13 protein-coding genes are annotated in these 15,933 nt (G+C 55.4%); 6 read left to right on the plus strand and 7 right to left on the minus strand.

Going from position 1 to position 15,933, the window contains the following annotated elements:
* Positions 1–38: 38 nt before the first annotated feature.
* Positions 39–941: a sugar phosphate isomerase/epimerase gene (locus FHT82_RS00635; RefSeq protein WP_183725329.1), complete on the minus strand. Its 903-nt coding sequence runs from the start codon at positions 939–941 to the stop codon at positions 39–41.
* Positions 942–952: 11 nt separating this feature from the next.
* Positions 953–1,987 (minus strand): Gfo/Idh/MocA family oxidoreductase, encoded by a 1,035-nt coding sequence (locus tag FHT82_RS00640; protein ID WP_183725330.1) that lies wholly within the window; start codon positions 1,985–1,987, stop codon positions 953–955.
* 286 nt (positions 1,988–2,273) lie between these two features.
* On the opposite strand from FHT82_RS00640, the gene FHT82_RS00645 reads away from it, so the two are divergent.
* A complete protein-coding gene (locus FHT82_RS00645) occupies positions 2,274–3,314 on the plus strand; it encodes a substrate-binding domain-containing protein (RefSeq protein WP_183727196.1) in 1,041 nt (346 codons plus the stop codon).
* 78 nt (positions 3,315–3,392) lie between these two features.
* On the opposite strand, the gene FHT82_RS00650 is transcribed toward FHT82_RS00645, so the two are convergent.
* From FHT82_RS00650 to FHT82_RS00665, 4 genes are all read right to left on the minus strand, one after another.
* Positions 3,393–4,349 (minus strand): rhizobiocin, encoded by a 957-nt coding sequence (locus FHT82_RS00650; RefSeq protein WP_183725332.1) that lies wholly within the window; start codon positions 4,347–4,349, stop codon positions 3,393–3,395.
* Between the two features lie 181 nt (positions 4,350–4,530).
* Positions 4,531–5,835 carry an HlyD family type I secretion periplasmic adaptor subunit gene (locus tag FHT82_RS00655; RefSeq protein WP_183725334.1) on the minus strand — a complete coding sequence of 435 codons (1,305 nt, stop codon included), beginning with the start codon at positions 5,833–5,835 and terminating at the stop codon, positions 4,531–4,533.
* 10 nt (positions 5,836–5,845) lie between these two features.
* Positions 5,846–7,552, minus strand: a complete 1,707-nt coding sequence (locus FHT82_RS00660) for a type I secretion system permease/ATPase (RefSeq protein ID WP_348647565.1) — start codon at positions 7,550–7,552, stop codon at positions 5,846–5,848.
* Between the two features lie 442 nt (positions 7,553–7,994).
* Positions 7,995–8,588, minus strand: coding sequence for a transglutaminase-like cysteine peptidase (locus FHT82_RS00665; RefSeq protein WP_183725336.1), 594 nt, complete (start codon positions 8,586–8,588; stop codon positions 7,995–7,997).
* Between the two features lie 87 nt (positions 8,589–8,675).
* Here FHT82_RS00665 and FHT82_RS00670 point away from each other — a divergent pair, with 87 nt between their 5' ends.
* The 4 genes from FHT82_RS00670 to FHT82_RS00685 all read left to right on the plus strand — a co-directional run bounded on the left by FHT82_RS00670 (position 8,676) and on the right by FHT82_RS00685 (position 13,475).
* Complete coding sequence (locus FHT82_RS00670) at positions 8,676–10,343, plus strand: O-antigen ligase family protein (protein ID WP_246698018.1); 1,668 nt, start codon at positions 8,676–8,678, stop codon at positions 10,341–10,343.
* A 403-nt stretch (positions 10,344–10,746) separates the two neighbouring features.
* Positions 10,747–11,808, plus strand: a complete 1,062-nt coding sequence (locus tag FHT82_RS00675) for a polysaccharide biosynthesis/export family protein (RefSeq protein WP_348647566.1) — start codon at positions 10,747–10,749, stop codon at positions 11,806–11,808.
* A gap of 94 nt (positions 11,809–11,902) precedes the next feature.
* Positions 11,903–12,553, plus strand: coding sequence for a hypothetical protein (locus FHT82_RS00680; RefSeq protein ID WP_183725340.1), 651 nt, complete (start codon positions 11,903–11,905; stop codon positions 12,551–12,553).
* A gap of 151 nt (positions 12,554–12,704) precedes the next feature.
* A complete protein-coding gene (locus tag FHT82_RS00685) occupies positions 12,705–13,475 on the plus strand; it encodes a hypothetical protein (protein ID WP_183725342.1) in 771 nt (256 codons plus the stop codon).
* Positions 13,476–13,492: 17 nt separating this feature from the next.
* Here the strand turns inward: FHT82_RS00685 and FHT82_RS00690 are convergent, their stop codons facing one another.
* On the minus strand, positions 13,493–14,401 hold the full coding sequence (locus tag FHT82_RS00690) for a metallophosphoesterase family protein (RefSeq protein ID WP_348647567.1): 909 nt from the start codon (positions 14,399–14,401) through the stop codon (positions 13,493–13,495).
* Between the two features lie 242 nt (positions 14,402–14,643).
* Here FHT82_RS00690 and FHT82_RS00695 point away from each other — a divergent pair, with 242 nt between their 5' ends.
* A complete protein-coding gene (locus tag FHT82_RS00695) occupies positions 14,644–15,690 on the plus strand; it encodes a glycosyltransferase family A protein (protein WP_183725344.1) in 1,047 nt (348 codons plus the stop codon).
* The last annotated feature ends 243 nt before the right edge of the window (positions 15,691–15,933 follow it).

A 15,933-nucleotide genomic window follows, 5' to 3' on the forward strand; every position in this document is an offset into this window, starting at 1 on the left:
CGATGGCCGGCGATTTCCTCCACGCCGACCATATTCACTCACACCGGATCGACGACGAAATCGCCACCCCGGGCATGTTTCAGATGATTGAGTGCATAGACCTGACCGGTCATTTCCAGGGCGTCGCGATAGACCGGATCATGCCAGCCCTCGATGTCGATGGAGCCGGACCAGCCGGCAAGCCGCAGTTCGGAAATGATATCTGTCCAGTTGCTGTCGCCAAAGCCCGGCGTGCGCATGAAGACGAACTTCTCCTTGCCGAAGATGCCGTGCTCCTTGATGACATCCCAACGGATCGTCGCATCCTTGCCGTGGACGTGGAAGATCTTGCTCGCCCATTTGCGGATCTGCGGCAGCGGTTCGATCAGATAGACCATCTGATGGCAAGGCTCCCATTCGAGGCCGATATTGCCATCAGGCGTCTCGTTGAAGATCAGTTCCCAGGCATCGGGATTATGGGCAATGTTCCAGTCGCCGGTCGCCCAATTGCCATCCATGGCGCAATTTTCGAAAGCGATCTTGATGCCCTTGTCGGCTGCACGCTTGGCAAGCTCACTCCAGACCTGTTTGTAGCGCGGCAGGCTGTCGGTCAGCGGCTTATTGCGGATGCGACCGGTGAAGCCGGCAACGCAGGTGGCGCCGAAATGATGGGCGTTGTCGATACAATCCTTCCAGCCCTGCAGTGTCTGCAGGTCCATCTCGGTCTCCTCGAGCGGATTACCGAACATGCCGAGCGTTGAAATCGTGATGTCGCGATCGCCGATAGCGTCCACGCTGCGCTTGCCGAGTTCGGCAAGATCCTGGCCGTTGGTCGTCTGCCAGAAGAAGGGCTCGAAGCTTTCGAAACCCATATCGGCGATCTGCGCTATGCGCTTGTCGGCGCCGCCCTTCGAGGCGCTGACCATGGTACCGATGCGAATGGCTTTGGCGGGGTTGCTCACGTCATCTGTCCTTATGCTGAAATTTCGACGCGCCGCCCGGTCTTGGCGCTTTCGATCGCCCCGAAGACCATGGCGAGGCTTCTGATATTGTCGGAACTGACCGTCTCCGGCCGCTTGCCGGTGCGGATCGCCTCCACGAAGCTTGCAATCACGCTGGCATGGCCATGCGTTTCGTTCTCGCGCTTAGGCGCGGGAACCTCAACGGGTGAAAAGCCATGAAGCAGGCCAGGCTCATTGCCGGAAACCGCCGCCTTGAAGCCATCATCGCCATCCCAGGTCAGCATGCCGTTCGAGCCGACAATGCGCCACTGGCTTTCCCAGCTCGTGCGCTCGCCTTCCGCGCACCAGGAGCCGCGATAGGTGAAGACGACGTCGTCGGAGAATTCGAAGGTGGCGTTGGCCGAAGCGCCGTGGCGATACCAGGAACCTTTGGGATTGCGTTCGACGCAATAGACTGCGAGCGGCTTCTTGCCAGCCACATAACGTGCCGCATCGAACGTGTGGATCGCCATGTCTAGCAAAAGGACATTGTCCATCTCTTCGCGGAACCCGCCGAAATGAGGAGCGATGAAGAAATCGCAATGAATGCCGGTCAGATCGCCGATCGCCCCGCTTTCGACGAAGCGACGCAGGCGGCGCACGCCGGAAATGAAGCGACGGTTCTGGATGATCGCATGAATCTTGCCGGTCTCGGCGGCGAGATCGATGAGTGCGGCCCCTTCAGCAAGCGAAGTCGCCATCGGCTTCTCGCTGAGCACATGGCAGCCAGCCCTCATGGCCGTCGAAACGATATCGAAACGGGCGGTCGGGATAACGACGTCGAAGACGATGTCAGCCTTGGTCTCGGCAATGACGGCAGCGAGATCGTTACCGATGCGAGCCGCGCTCAAGCCGAATTCGTCGGCGAGCTTTTCGGCGGCGGCACGGTTGACGTCGACAAGGCCGACGATCTCGATCGCCTCAGCAAGATCAGGCGTTTCCCTGATAGCGCGCAGCCAGCCTTTGGACATAGCTCCGCACCCGCACAGAATGGCATTCAATTTCACGATTTCCTCCAGCGGTGCGTTTCAGATTCCTCCCGAAACACCTTCCGTAAACGTTTACGATACTAAGCGGAAACGTTTCCTGCTGTCAATGCCAGCGTCGCTCGACAAAATATTGCGAAAAATCACAATGCGAACGGGCGCTTAGGCAAAAACCTTCGGCGATGCAGCAACAAATTTTTCTCAGATTGAGTAAAAATACATTCCGCCTTCACGGCAAATGCTTTCCGTAAACGTTTTCCCATGGCAATAAGATGAGAGGGTCCGCCTACCGGAAGAAAGATTGCAGATGAAGGGTATCCGCCAGCTCGCAGAACATCTCGATATATCGATCGGGACGGTTTCGCGTGCGCTGAACGGCAAGGCCGATGTCAATGAGGAGACCCGCAAACGCGTGCTGGCTGCCGCCGAAGAATTCGGTTACGTGGCCAATCAATCCGGCCGCAGCCTTCGTCAGGGAACGACCAATGTTATCGGCCTGATGATTGAATCCAGCAAGGAAACGGTCGAAAACAGCGACAACTTCTTCCTTGGCGTGACTGGTGGGCTACAGAGCGTGCTATCGCGCCATAAGCTCGATCTCGTCATGCTGCCCTGCCCCAGCGATGAAGACCCTTACGAATATCTGAAGCGTATGGTTGCGCGCCGGGTCGTCGATGCCATGATCATCTCCGCAACGCAACGCATCGACAAACGTATCGATTTGCTCGTCAAGGCGAAGATCCCCTTCGTCGCTCTCGGCCGCAGCTCTTCCGGCGGCGGCAACTTCACCTGGATCGACCTTGATTTCGAAGGTGTCGCGACCTGCGCCGTGGACCGGCTCGTCGGCAAGGGGCATCGCCGCATTGCGATTGCCGCACCGTCAGGGGAGATCAATCTCGGTTATATCTTCGTGGATGCCTATCGGAAGGCTTTGGAACGGCACGGGATTAAATATGATCCGGAGCTGGTTATCCGTGTGAAGTCCAGCGAACAGGGCGGCTACCGGGCCGGCGACGAGCTGCTGCGAATCGAGGATCGACCGACAGCGATTATCCTGATCTACGAACTGATGGCAATCGGCCTCTACCGCCGCCTGGTTGAAGCCGGCATCGTCCCCGGCCGCGACCTCGCCGTCATCGGCTTCCGCGAGGAACCCCGTGCCAAATTCCTGCAGCCGACGCTCACCTGCTTCCGCATGTCGCTGCCCGACCTCGGCGCAGCACTCGCCGAAACCTTGCTTGCGGGCATGCCTGCCTATTCGGAAACCTACCGCAATAGAGTGGGCAATCGGATCTGGCCCCTAGAGCTTGCTCCGGGTGAGAGCGATGCTTTTAGTCTGAACGGCTGAATATTCGAATTACACGCTGAAACGAATATGCCGCCGTACGGCGGCATACTCCCGATCTGAGAAAATCACTTCAGGTGGTTATGCGGTGAACCAGCCATGGAAACCGGTAGCATCCACACCACTCAGCACAATCGTTTCACCCTTATGAGCGACATCTGCACCGACGTACTTCACAACAGCGTCACCACCGAAGTCCGTCGAGGTCCAATCGCTTTCCACAGTACCCACGAGTTTGAGCTTATCCGTAGCTGCGTTGAACCCGTCGATAGTATCCGTGATCAGAGACTTAGCCATGTCGCCCAGGTGGAATACGAACGTATCCGCCCCGCTGCTGGCGATCATGTGATCGATACCGGTGCCACCATCGACTGTCGAGGACTTCAGATGGGTGTCCGAAAGATCGATCGTGTCGCTGCCAGCGCCGGCCTTGATGTCAACAGTTGTGTAGCGGCCATCAACAAAGCCGTTGCCGCCATTGAAGGCAGTCGCGCCGGTGATGCCGCCCGTTCCGGCAGCGCTGCCATCGTTGAAGCCTACACCCGATTTGATCGTGATTGTATCGTTACCGGCGCCGCTGTCTACGGTTACAGCATTTACCCAGCTGCTGTCATTCGTTAGCAGTGAAATGGTAACCGTGTCGTTGCCGGCACCAGTCGAAACGTTTGCACGCTTCACGTTCAGAATCTCGACGGTCGATGAGGCGCTGCCACCGAGATGGACGTCGGCCTGAACAAAATCCTTGAAATAAACATTTTCTGCACTGTCGGATTGCGCCAGAACGTTCCTGACCGAATTCCACTTGCCGACAACATCAAAGTTGAAGGAATTCGTGTTCGGATCGAAGTCTACGGCGACCTCGCTGCCGGGACCTCCGACCACCACAGAATCGACGTCAAAAGTCGATCCGCTCGGGCCTGTCGTTTCATGATGCTCGGTGCTGCCGTCAAGTGCGTTGGAATTCTGGGCTTCGAGGCTCAGAAGATCGGAAACGTTAGAGGCGCCACCGTTACCGAATGTGACTGTAAAACCTGCCATGAGTGTTCTCCATTGCTCCTTCGAATAAAGCTCTTAGTTGCGACGCCCGATTCACTAACTTTAGCAGCTACAAACGCCTAACTTTACTAATAGATAAGCATAAGATTTTGGCAAGTCTGTAACAGTGACGAAAGAGATATTTGCCCGGACCCTTTTTGGGACAATGTTAGGCTTTCTAAGTTCACTCTTCTCGAAATGCCAATCTCAACCTGTCCTTGAAAGGCTTGGCAAAATACGAGATGACCGTCCGGTCGGCGATCTTGATAAAAATCTCAGCAGGCATGCCCGGATAAAGGGATCCTTCGGACAGATTCTTCAGAGTGGCCATGTCCGGTGTTATGCGCAGCGTATAAAATGCTGCACCGGTTCGTGGGTCCGTCTGAAGGTCCGGCGAGATGACGGAAACCTGGCCAGCAATGTCAGGCGTCGTTGTCTGGTTGAACGCCGTAAACCGGATATCAACCGGCTGTCCCTTATAAATCTGGTCAATATCCTTCGGTGCGATGGTTGCTTCGACCTGCAACTCGTCACGCTCCGGGACGATGAGCATCAGAACCTCACCCGGTTGCACAACTGCGTTGATATTATGAACGCCGAGCTGATAAATGCGGCCGGCAATTGGCGCACGAATTTCCAGGCGAGCGAGCTGATCCTTTGTTGCGGCCAGCCGCTCCTCGTACTCCGCGATACTCGCCTCGACGGAGGTCAGATCCTTGGAAACTTCCGATTGCCGGTCCTCGTCGAGCTGCAAGAGCTGGAGATCCAGCTCACCGATCTTGCCTTCGGTTTGCGCGCGGGCCGCGATACCCTGCCCTAATTGCCCCTCAAGTTCGGACTTGCGGCGCCTGTAGTCATTGAGCCGCTGCTGCGTGGTCAGTCCCTTCTTGAAAAGCGTATCGACTTTCTCAATGTCCTCATCAACCAGCTTGACCTGATCGGAAATTGCATTGATCTGGACCGTCAGACCATCGACCTCGTCATTCAACTGTTGCTTGCGGGTCGCGACCTGTCTCTTCATACCCTCAAGCGCATTCTTGCGGCTGGTAAATAGGTTCCGTTCGCTTGCAACCAGCGTTGCGGCCGACTTGGACGTTGTTAGCTCGGACAGTTTTTCGGGAACCGTCAATTCAGACGCATGGGACGCCTCCGCCTGCAATCTCGCGCGGCGCGCATAGAGCTGCGCGAGCGTATTCTCGGCGATCGAAAGGTTTGCCTGCACAACGGTTCCATTCAACCGGACGAGCACTTGATTGGCATCTACCCTATCGCCTTCTTTCACGTCGAGTTCGCTGACTATCCCACCGGCAAGATGCTGAATCTTCTTTGCGTTGCCCTCGACGATGACACGGCCGGACGCAATGACCGCACTCGAAAGCTCGGTCGTCATCGCCCATCCAAAAACACCGACGACCAACCCGAACGCCAGCAGAACGACAGCCGCGACGTGCTTGGCAAGCGGTAATTCTGCTAGATTTCGCAAACGCATGGCGGCTCCATCACATATCGTTCGAAGCGACGGACGATCCGGCATCTTCAATCGCCCGCGGCTGATGGTCGGATGTGACCGGTCGGATATTCTGACGCAGCACCTGCCCGAAAATCTCTTCCTTCGTGCCGAACCGCTGCAACCTTCCAGCAGCGATAACCGCGACCAAATCCACATTGGCAAGCGCACTCGGCCGATGCGCGATTACGATCACAATCCCGCCTCTTGCCCTGATATTGGCGATCGCATTGCTGAGGGCATTTTCGCCTTCCGCGTCGAGATTCGAATTTGGTTCATCCAGCACAATCAGGAACGGATCCCCGTAAAGCGCGCGAGCCAGGGCAATACGCTGCTTTTGACCCGCAGAAAGAGCTTCGCCGTTAGAACCAATCTTGGTCTTGTAGCCATCCGGCAAGTTCAGGATAAGATCATGAACATTCGCCGCTTTAGCTGCATCGATAATCGACGCAGCAGTCGCGTCAGGCCGGAAACGAGCAATATTCTGCGCGACCGTGCCGGCCATCAATTCCACAGTTTGTGGGAGATAACCGAGATATTGGCCGAGCTCATCCATGTCCCACTGGTCAAGGCTTGCACCATCAAAGCGCACTTTGCCCTGACGTATCGGCCAAGCGCCGACAACAAGACGGGCAAGCGTGGATTTTCCGGATGCACTCGGTCCAATCACCCCGAGTGCGTTTCCAGCCTGCAGTTCAAAGGAAACGTCCATTAGCGTAATTGCGGACCCGCCCGGCGGCGAGCCGGTTAGATTCTCGACCGAAAAGGTAAAGGCCGGCCGGGGCAAGGAAAGGGCGACTTCCGTTTCGGGAGCGATCTCGAAAAATTTCTGAAGGCGCCTCCAACCCTGCCGGGCGGATGTGAAGCTTCGCCAGTTGCCGATTGCCTGCTCTACAGGCGCAAGAGCCTTTGCCGACAGGATCGATCCGGCGATGATACTGCCCGCCGTCGCATCGCCATTGACGACCAAGACAGCTCCCACCGCCATGACGCCGGACTGGATGATCATACGCGCCACGCGCGACGCAGCACCGTAGGCACCCAAGATGTCCGCGCCTCGCCGGCTCTGTCGTTTATACTGACCGTGCAGCTCGCGCCATATGGCCATCATAGTGCCTGACATGCCCATGACCTGAATGGCTTCCGCGTTACGGACGCTACCACCTGCAAACATGTTACGCTGGCCACGGGCAATCGCAGCGCTCTCGTTCAGCGACGCCGTGGACCAATTCGTCAGCACCGTTATGACGACCAGGATGACTGCACCGATCAGAACGCTGACGCCGATCCACGGGTGCAGCATGAAACAAATAAGCAGGTAAAATGGCAGCCACGGGAAATCAAACAACGCGTTAGGACCGTTGCTCGAAAGAAATCCGCGAATTTGGTCCAGATCGGAAAGGGCCTGCAGACCGTCACCTCTGACCTCGCCGGAGAAGGGCATTTTGAGAAGCGCCTTATACATGCGCCTTTCAAGTTGCTGGTCCAGAATGTCGGCGACCCGGGTCAACATCTGACCTCGAACCACATCGAACCCCATCTGAAAGCCGTAAAGCAACAGGACAAGGGCACATAAAGCAATCAGAGACGGGACGCTTTTGCTCGGCAGAATGCGGTCATAAACCTCGAGCATGAACAATGAACCGGTCAAATGCAGCAGATTAATGAACCCGCTTGCAACTGCAACAGCAAGGAACACATGCCATGTTCGCGCGAGGGACACCTTGTATATCAACCTATTTACCAAAATAACGCCTTTACGCGCATTCTGATACACAGGTTTACTGCATTGGAAAAGTCATCCAATGCTCATATCAAGAGTCGTCGCTCTAAAATCTCTCTGTATTTCGAGACCATTTTATAATCACTACTAAGGGTATATCGCCTTGAGCAACACGGCTACTTGAGGAATATCTTATTGGTTGTATCAATCCTGACGCGATCGGAGAATCGGCGAGATAGTTGCAATGCTGCCTTCAAAGACAGTTACCGCTGAATGTCAGCGCTGAGCGAGCGCCGTAGAGCGATATTCAAGCGACCGAGTACGATCTTTAGTCTCAAGATACGAGTCCGCAGCCGCAGTCAAACACGGTGTTCGCATTTCGCCGAGATTCTTTCAATCCTGGCCTGCCTAAGCAGCGTTAAAGTTCGTACCATACTCGTGGGTTATCACCCGACTGAATCATCAGCCAGCGAAGGTCCGTATCTTTCCAGCTCTTGATCGCGTTCGTACGGTTGTCGAGCACCAGATCACCACGATCCGTCTTGACGACGAGAACCGCATGACCTTCGCCAGTGGGCGTCTTGGTCACGGCGATGCGCAGTGTCTTCGGCGACCAGCCCATTGCGATGAGATGGTCACGCTTTGTCAGCGCGAAATCCTCGCAGTCGCCAGCCTTTACATTCACTTGCCAGACATCGCCCTGATCGGTCCGGTCGTTAATCGCGCGGATCGAGCGGTTGACGGAGGCGTTGACGGCGCGAAGCTGTTTATCTGCAAAGGGGCTTAGCGAAACTTCGGACGCGCCGCCACGAGCAACGCACTCATTCGGATTTTGCGCACAAAACATCACATGCGCGAAAGGTGCGGCAGTCCGGCGCTTTTCAGATATGTAACTGAATGCCGGTGCCGTCTTCAGACCACGGGCGAAACCGCCGGGTCCGGCTGCCTCAGCAGTCTGAACCGCAAACAGAGATGCAAGCGTCACCGCCGTAACCAGCACATGCTTAAACATTTTCTTACCCCGTTTCGACGACCACTACGCGATCATGTTGAAATCCGGCTTTGATATTTTGATCGAAGCTCTATCCAGCTCCAACCAATGATCGGGACCATACGAGGGAAGAATCTCGTTCCCTTTAAACCGATCCGAACAATTTTAATGGAGTGCGTTTTCTCAAGGCGACAGCATGCATGCCGTCCAATACTGGGATGGCATGCCGCATCGGTATTGGAGAGGGTTGCAAAACTCGCGGAATTCTTGCAGAGACAGGCGCAACGGCGCCGGAGGGGCAGCCGATCCTTCAAAGTTTTGGCCGTGGCTGTTACGGATAGATTAAAGACGATATTTGCCGGCCTCTACTGCACGCTCGTGCTGGCCGCCGTCATTCCCTTCGGCCTGGTCGATGCAACGCCTTTCGCGGCAGTTGCCATCTGTATGTTCGTGCTAAGTGTATCGGCCCTACTGCTTTTCGGAGAACCCCGGCGCGGCCGTTGGGTATTCGTCTGGACGTTGCTGCTTTTCATAATCACCTCGGCCTGGGTCGTCATTCAGACGATACACATGCCCTGGCCTTCTCTGGTCAATTCGATCTGGAAGGACGCAAGCACGCTCGCTGGCGCCTCCAGAGACACGATCTCGGTCGCGCCGGCCGATACACTCGCCTCTCTCCTGGAGATCGCACTGCCCGTCATGACGTTTCTGACCGGCCTCATCATTGCCGACACAGACAGACGAGCCCGCCGTATCCTTATGGCGCTTGCGATCGGCGCGGGCCTCATCTCGCTGTTCGGTCTCGGCCAGTTCCTGCTGTTTCCAAAGATGCTGTTGACCGATTCCAAACGCTATTATCTTGACAGCCTGACCGCGGTCTTCGTCAATCGCAACACAGCTGCGACCTTCCTGGGGCTCGGTTTTTTGTTGCTTGCGACATTCGCTTCTGAAAAAGGGCGTGCCTATTTCGGCTTCTCATCCGCACCCTCGGGCAGTTTCAACGAAGGTCTCGGCTTCTGGCTTTTCACGCTTCTCTGCCTATCGTGCCTGACGGCGCTGATGCTCACCCAATCCCGTGCTGGACTGGTTGTGACGGGCCTTGGCTCCGTCTTTTACATCCCCTATCTTGCCAGCCAATGGAAAGGCAAGCGCTCGAGGCTCTTCTCGCAGGCGACCGGCTCCGTTACCCGAAGGTGGCTGCCGGCAGTCGGGGCAATTGCGCTTGTCCTCGTTTTCATCGCCATTTTCGGCGGCAGGGCTATCCTGCGTGCCGATCAGCGCGGCACAGATGACGGCCGTTTCTGCATATGGTCAGATACGATGCATGCCATTTCTCAGAATTGGTTTCAGGGAACTGGCTTCGGCACGTTCCGGACCGTCTATTCAGCCTACCGGACACCCGATTGTGGAATCGGCGGCATCGTCGACAGGGCTCATAGCGCGTTCCTCGAAGGCTTTTTGACTCTGGGGATAATATTCCCCGTCGTTGCGATTCTGATTTCCTTCGTGCTTATACGAGCCTTCTGGATCGGCTATCGCGCCCGCCATCGGCTACGGCACTATTCAATCCTTGGTTGTTCAGGCGTCTTGTTAACGGCGTCGCATTCTGCCGTCGATTTTTCGATCCAGATTCCCGGTTTCGCCATCTTCTTCATGGCCTTTCTTTCGGCGGTAATTTCAATTTGCTGCGGGCGCGAAGAAAGAGTGAGTAAAAACAGCAGCGATGCATCCTCCGCCCTGCGAATCGGGCAGCCGGCGGAAATCTTTGAAATATGACAATTTATAGGCGCCCTGCCCATAAAAACGCCACTAAATAACATCATAATATTCGTTTGGGTTGCACCCAAAGCACTGCAGAATCTTAACGTATCAACTCCTCCTAATTTACCATAACAGGGAGAATTCATGTTGCCCTATTGCCACAATAACCTTCTGTTAGGTATGCAGTATCTGGCAGAGTTCGGGTATTTACTTGTCTTTTAAGTTGTCGGCGGGCTAGACGGTTTTAGTGCTATTAAAAAGTAGGGTCACGATGGGCATTCCTGTAACTCGACGCGTCGGCATCATTGTACCGATGCTGGTCATGCTTTCCAGCTGCACGTCTCTCCCTAGGTCCGGTCCCGATCACACTGACATCGACCGCAGTGCAGCAATTAAAGTCACTACGCCTGAGCGTAAGGTGGGGATTGATTATGCTCTGATCGATCTCAACAAAGCGATTCTGCCCTATTTCGACAAGATCCCGAGCAGCTCCCTGCGCAGTGGTTTCGGTGGCGGCCGTGGGGGCGCTCCGGATATCCCACTCGGCTTCGGTGATATCGTACAGGTTTCAATTTTCGAAGCGCAGTCCGGCGGTCTCTTTATCCCGTCTGATGCGGGCAGTCGGCCTGGTAACTATATCACCTTGCCTCAGCAAACGATCGACAAAGCCGGTACGATCAGCATTCCTTATGCAGGCCGCGTTCCTGCTGCCGGCCGCATGAAGGAAGAGATCGAACAGGATATCGAAGACAAGCTGGCAAGCCGCGCGATTGAGCCTCAGGTAGTCCTCACAACGACGACCAGCCGCTCCTCGGAAGTAGCCGTCGTCGGTGATGTCAACAATCCGCAAAAGATCGTCCTTTCGCCGGCCGGCGAACGCATCCTTGATGCGATCTCCGAGGCAGGCGGCCTGACGACACCTAATATTGAAACCAACGTCACGCTGCAGCGCCGCGGCAAGACGGCAACGGTCGCTTACGAAACGCTGTTGAAAAACCCATCCGAGAATATCTATCTCGCTCCGGGCGACACGGTTTCAGTTGAGCACGAACGCCGCACCTTCATTGCGCTCGGGGCATCCGGCCTCAACAGCCGCATCGACTTCGAGGATTCGAACCTGACCCTTGGCGAAGCCATGGCGAAGGCCGGCGGCCTCATCGATACCCGCGCGGATCCACGCGAGGTCGTGGTCTATCGCCAGGTTGATCGCGGCACCCTTCAACGCCTGAATATCGACACCAGCCGCTTCAAGGGCGACAAAGTGCCGGTCATCTTCCGGGCCAATCTGCGCGATCCGGCAACCCTGTTCGCAGTTCAGGAGTTCCGCATGGCGGACAAGGACGTCATGTATATCTCCAACGCTCACTCTGTTGAGCTCGTGAAGTTCTTCGACGTCCTGAACTCTATTACCTCGACAATCTCTGGCGTATCCAACGACGCCGCCGATACGCGCTCGGCGGTGGAGTCGCTCGGAGATTAAATATATTGGACAATACTTCTAACACCTGACATTAAACGGACTGGTACGTAATGGAGTTTATGTTATAAGCTCCATTATCTTCTGGAGGCTGGGTATGATAAACACAGGCAAGAATATAGTGAAAGGTGCCGCTGTCTTCGCGTTCGGCGCTCTTTGCTTCGCGACCTCGTCGCTTGCGGGCAACTGCTTTTCAGGTCCGGGCGCGGCGAGCGGTTCGCAGATGGATGCATTCAACGCGACCCCGGCAAGCATTCTGACGGGAAATCCGTCCGATAGCGCGCTCATGGGTTCCGTTCGCGATCTCACGGCAACCGAAACAAATGTAACGGCAGCTCTCCTGACGCTGGCAGCGGCTCCGGCGACGACTGATGCACAAAGGGCGGCTATCGGTGCCGGCCTTGGCCGCGCCGTCAACGTTTGCCGCCCACAACATTCCGATCTTGCCGACGAGATTGCAGCGGCTGTTGCAGCGGCAATCTTGAATAATCCCGCGCTCGGTAGCTTCCGTACGGCGTTTGAAGCTTCATTGACCGGTCAAACCGCCGTTGCGGCGCTTGGTGGCGCTGGAGCCGGTCCGGCGGGTGGCGGTGATATCGGCGGCCCCGGCGCACCTGGCCTGGGCGGTCCGGCCGCAGATGAGGCTAATGATGGCGCTATTCAAGGAGCAGGCTCTCTGAGGACAAGCGCATCGGGCGGCGGCAATTTTACGATCATCCGCAACGACTCCGTCAGTGGCAGCATCTGACCCAAGCCTTTAGCGCTCGATTAGAGCATTTTGGGAGAGGCTGTACGGCCTCTCCTCTCCCCTTCATAGTTTAGAGAACGGCTCCTCCCTCGCGCGAACCTTTGCCGGCATTGGAGCAGATCGCTCCTGCAGCAGGTCAGACCAGTAGGACATGTCGCAACGTGCCAGAGCAAGCGGACAAGCGCGCCCAAGGGGCGTGGTCTGGACTGCGTTTTCAGCTCCTTCTGCACCATCCGTTCTTTTTCTTCTTACGGCAGTCGCGCTTCTTGTTTTTGCTGTCAACGACATAAGGCAATCCGCGCGCTTTGCGGACGTTTTTCTTATCGCCGAGCGACTTGAGCGATCCGAACAAGTCAGCCCTGAAACCCTCGCTAAGACAGCGGCCAATGCCGACGATATCGTCTCCGGCGATTATTGCCGTTCCGATATTATCATGGCGGGCACCACGCTGGTTCTGAACCGGCTGGATGCCGCCAATGAGATCACTGGCTACGATGCCTGGGTAAGGGCCGCTGACGATGCAGAGCGCTACACGCGCCATGCTGTTACTTGCATGCCAACCGAGAGCAATCTCTGGCTCAGATTGGCAATCGTGCGTGCGGTCATCGTTCAAGAGCCAACGGCGACTGCCCGTTTGATGAACATGTCGGCCTGGCTCGCGCCTACCGATGAAGTCGCACTGCTCGCCCGGCTCTATTTCTGGAACCGTCTCAACGTCACAACGCTTGAAAACGCAAGAAATTCCGTTGAAAGCGACATGAACCTTCTTCTCAAACTCGGAGACCCGCGAAAGGTTGGACCGGCGCTGACGCGGATTAGCCCTGCCCTCTTGCCCTATGTAAAGGCCGCCGGCACAAAGCTCACTTCTGAGAAGAAGAGCTCACTGGCATGGTTCGGCCTGAATCTCGACAAGCTGCCATAAGCCCGCCGACACTGCTTTCAGGTAAGTACGACTGCTTGGCGATTCATAATGCGTAGCACGGTAAGCCTACCCGTCGCGAAAGCACCGGTGTCTATGGCGATACGCCCATTTCCAAAAAAGGGCCGCTGTACCGGCGTATGCCCATGCACGACCAGCAACGGCAATTCCGGCCCGCGCGTAAGAAATGGCTCGCGCATCCAAAGCAGATCCGAATCCCTCTGCTGCAGTAAAGGCACGCCTGGCTTAAGGCCGGCATGTACGAAGACGATATCACCGACCGTCAACATCGAGGGCAGCTCCTCAATAAACTGTCGGTGATGGGCCGGAACAGCATCCTGCAACGCACGGTCCAGTGCCGGGATTCCGCCTTGCCGCATCAGATAGGCAACGTCGACTCCATAGGAGGCCAGGGTCTCCGGGCCTGCAAATCGCTGCCATTCGGGAAAACCGGCCGGCTCTTCAAGCAACCGCCGGAAGGCCTCTTCATGATTACCGCAGAGCGCAATCCGCGTAAGCCCTGCATCCGTCGGGCGGCAGAGATGCTCGATCACCTCCCTCGAGCGACGACCGCGGTCCAAATAGTCACCCAGCATCACCACGAGCGCCCTCTCCGAGTGGATCGCAGCGTCCTCTCTGATGCGCCGCTCCGCTTCCAGGAGTAGGTCGTAGCAACCATGCACGTCACCGACCGCATAGATGACGGGGAATTCGTCCGGTTCCAAGCTTAGCCGTGAGCGCATTCTCTCCACAGAGATATCTGCCTGCGTCGCGTCCCTTCCCATTAATTTCTGCACCCAGCCAAAGGCACTGGTCCGGAAATTGTTGCGGCTAACCTTGCTCTCGGCTTTCGATGTTTCGTTCATGTCCACTAACATATTGAAGTTTATCAGCCTGACTAGATTGAGCAGGCACATGTTCCCGGTCATATCGCCGCGGCCATGCCTCGAATATTATAATCGGCCTGGCGATAAAAGCTCTGGCTGGTGCACCAAAGAAAAATTCAACGAATACTTTTATCTTTATTTCGCCATCCTTGTATTGAATCTTGAAAATCAAAGTATTCGAATTTAATTCCGCCGGGACGAAATTACCGCCCCTGATGAAGACGAAATACGTGAGTAAATACATCCGGGCGTACTGAGCACGGCGAAGGCTAAGCTAGGCAGACATGACCGCTCGCGCGCCTAATTTCAGTGTTTCCATTTGTATACCAACCTGTAATCGTCCGCGACTCCTTGAAGCGGCACTTATTAGCTGTCTAAGCCAACCTATATTTCCCTCTGAGATTTTAATCGGTGACGATTCACATGATCGAAAAAGCACAGCAATCGTGAATCGGTTATCGCGACAGGCCAATATCGACATAAAATACTGGAAACACTCCGAGAGTATTGGTCAAGCAGCCAATCTCAACTGGCTGATCGACAATGCAAATTCGGAATACCTGATATTCCTACATGATGACGACAGGCTTTGCGCCAGCGCAATCAAGATACTTTATGAAGCAAAGCTAAAGTATCCTGGCGCGCAGTGCTTCTACGGCAAGCAATATCTGATAGATTATATCGGCAATATATTACCAAATCGTACAGAGCGCTGGAATCAGCGCTACTTTCGTATTCGTGAGTATGCCGGTTTGCAGAGATCAAATCTTTCAGCTGCACTCTCGCAACAATTTCCCAATAATGGCTTCCTCATAGAAAATCAGTTGGCGCGAAAAACACGCTACCGGCCCGAAATTGAGATCGGCCAGGCAGTCGACGCTGACTTCGGTATTCGCGTCGCGTTCGCCGCCCGTCAACGCTCCTTTGTTTACATTGATAGTTTTGTCTCGGAATACAGACTAAATCCGGACTCGATTTCCCAATCGACGACACTCAATCGCCGAGAGGACTTACTATATGAGTATATTGAGAAACTGAAAATTCCAGCCGATGACGAGAAAGCCAGAATAGGGTTTCTGGAGCGGATTGCCGTTGCTGCCGCACTTGACGCCGCACGCGCGGGCCGCCGACGCAGTGCGATCCGGATAATCTTCTCCAGGCGTTACAAAGAAGCCCTCTTAAGCCGCTGGACCCTCTATCGACTCATTTGTACGGTTTCGCCTGCCATCGGCGAAAGGATGAAACGCTTCCTCACACACATCAACCCGGATCTAGGGGGTGATCGCGAACGGCAATGGCGGCAGTTTGGCAACGGGCACATAGAGAAGTAGTATCCTCGGCAACTTCTAGTTACCGGTCTAAATTGGTGATTGTCGCCAGATTGACCTCTTAAAAATGGCTGTATATTGCCTTGCAAAAAATATATTGCTCTGCAAAAAGAGTTTGCCGCTGAACCTTGAGTTTGGCAGGGTGTTCGATATGGTGACGCGGAACCGGCCTCCTCCGCCTCGCACGTTGCAAGCATCAGGCGATGATGGAAAGAGAGGCGAAGATTGATGCGGGAAAATCAGTTG

The organism is Rhizobium sp. BK275, from assembly GCF_014193555.1.
Taxonomy (GTDB): Bacteria; Pseudomonadota; Alphaproteobacteria; order Rhizobiales; family Rhizobiaceae; genus Rhizobium.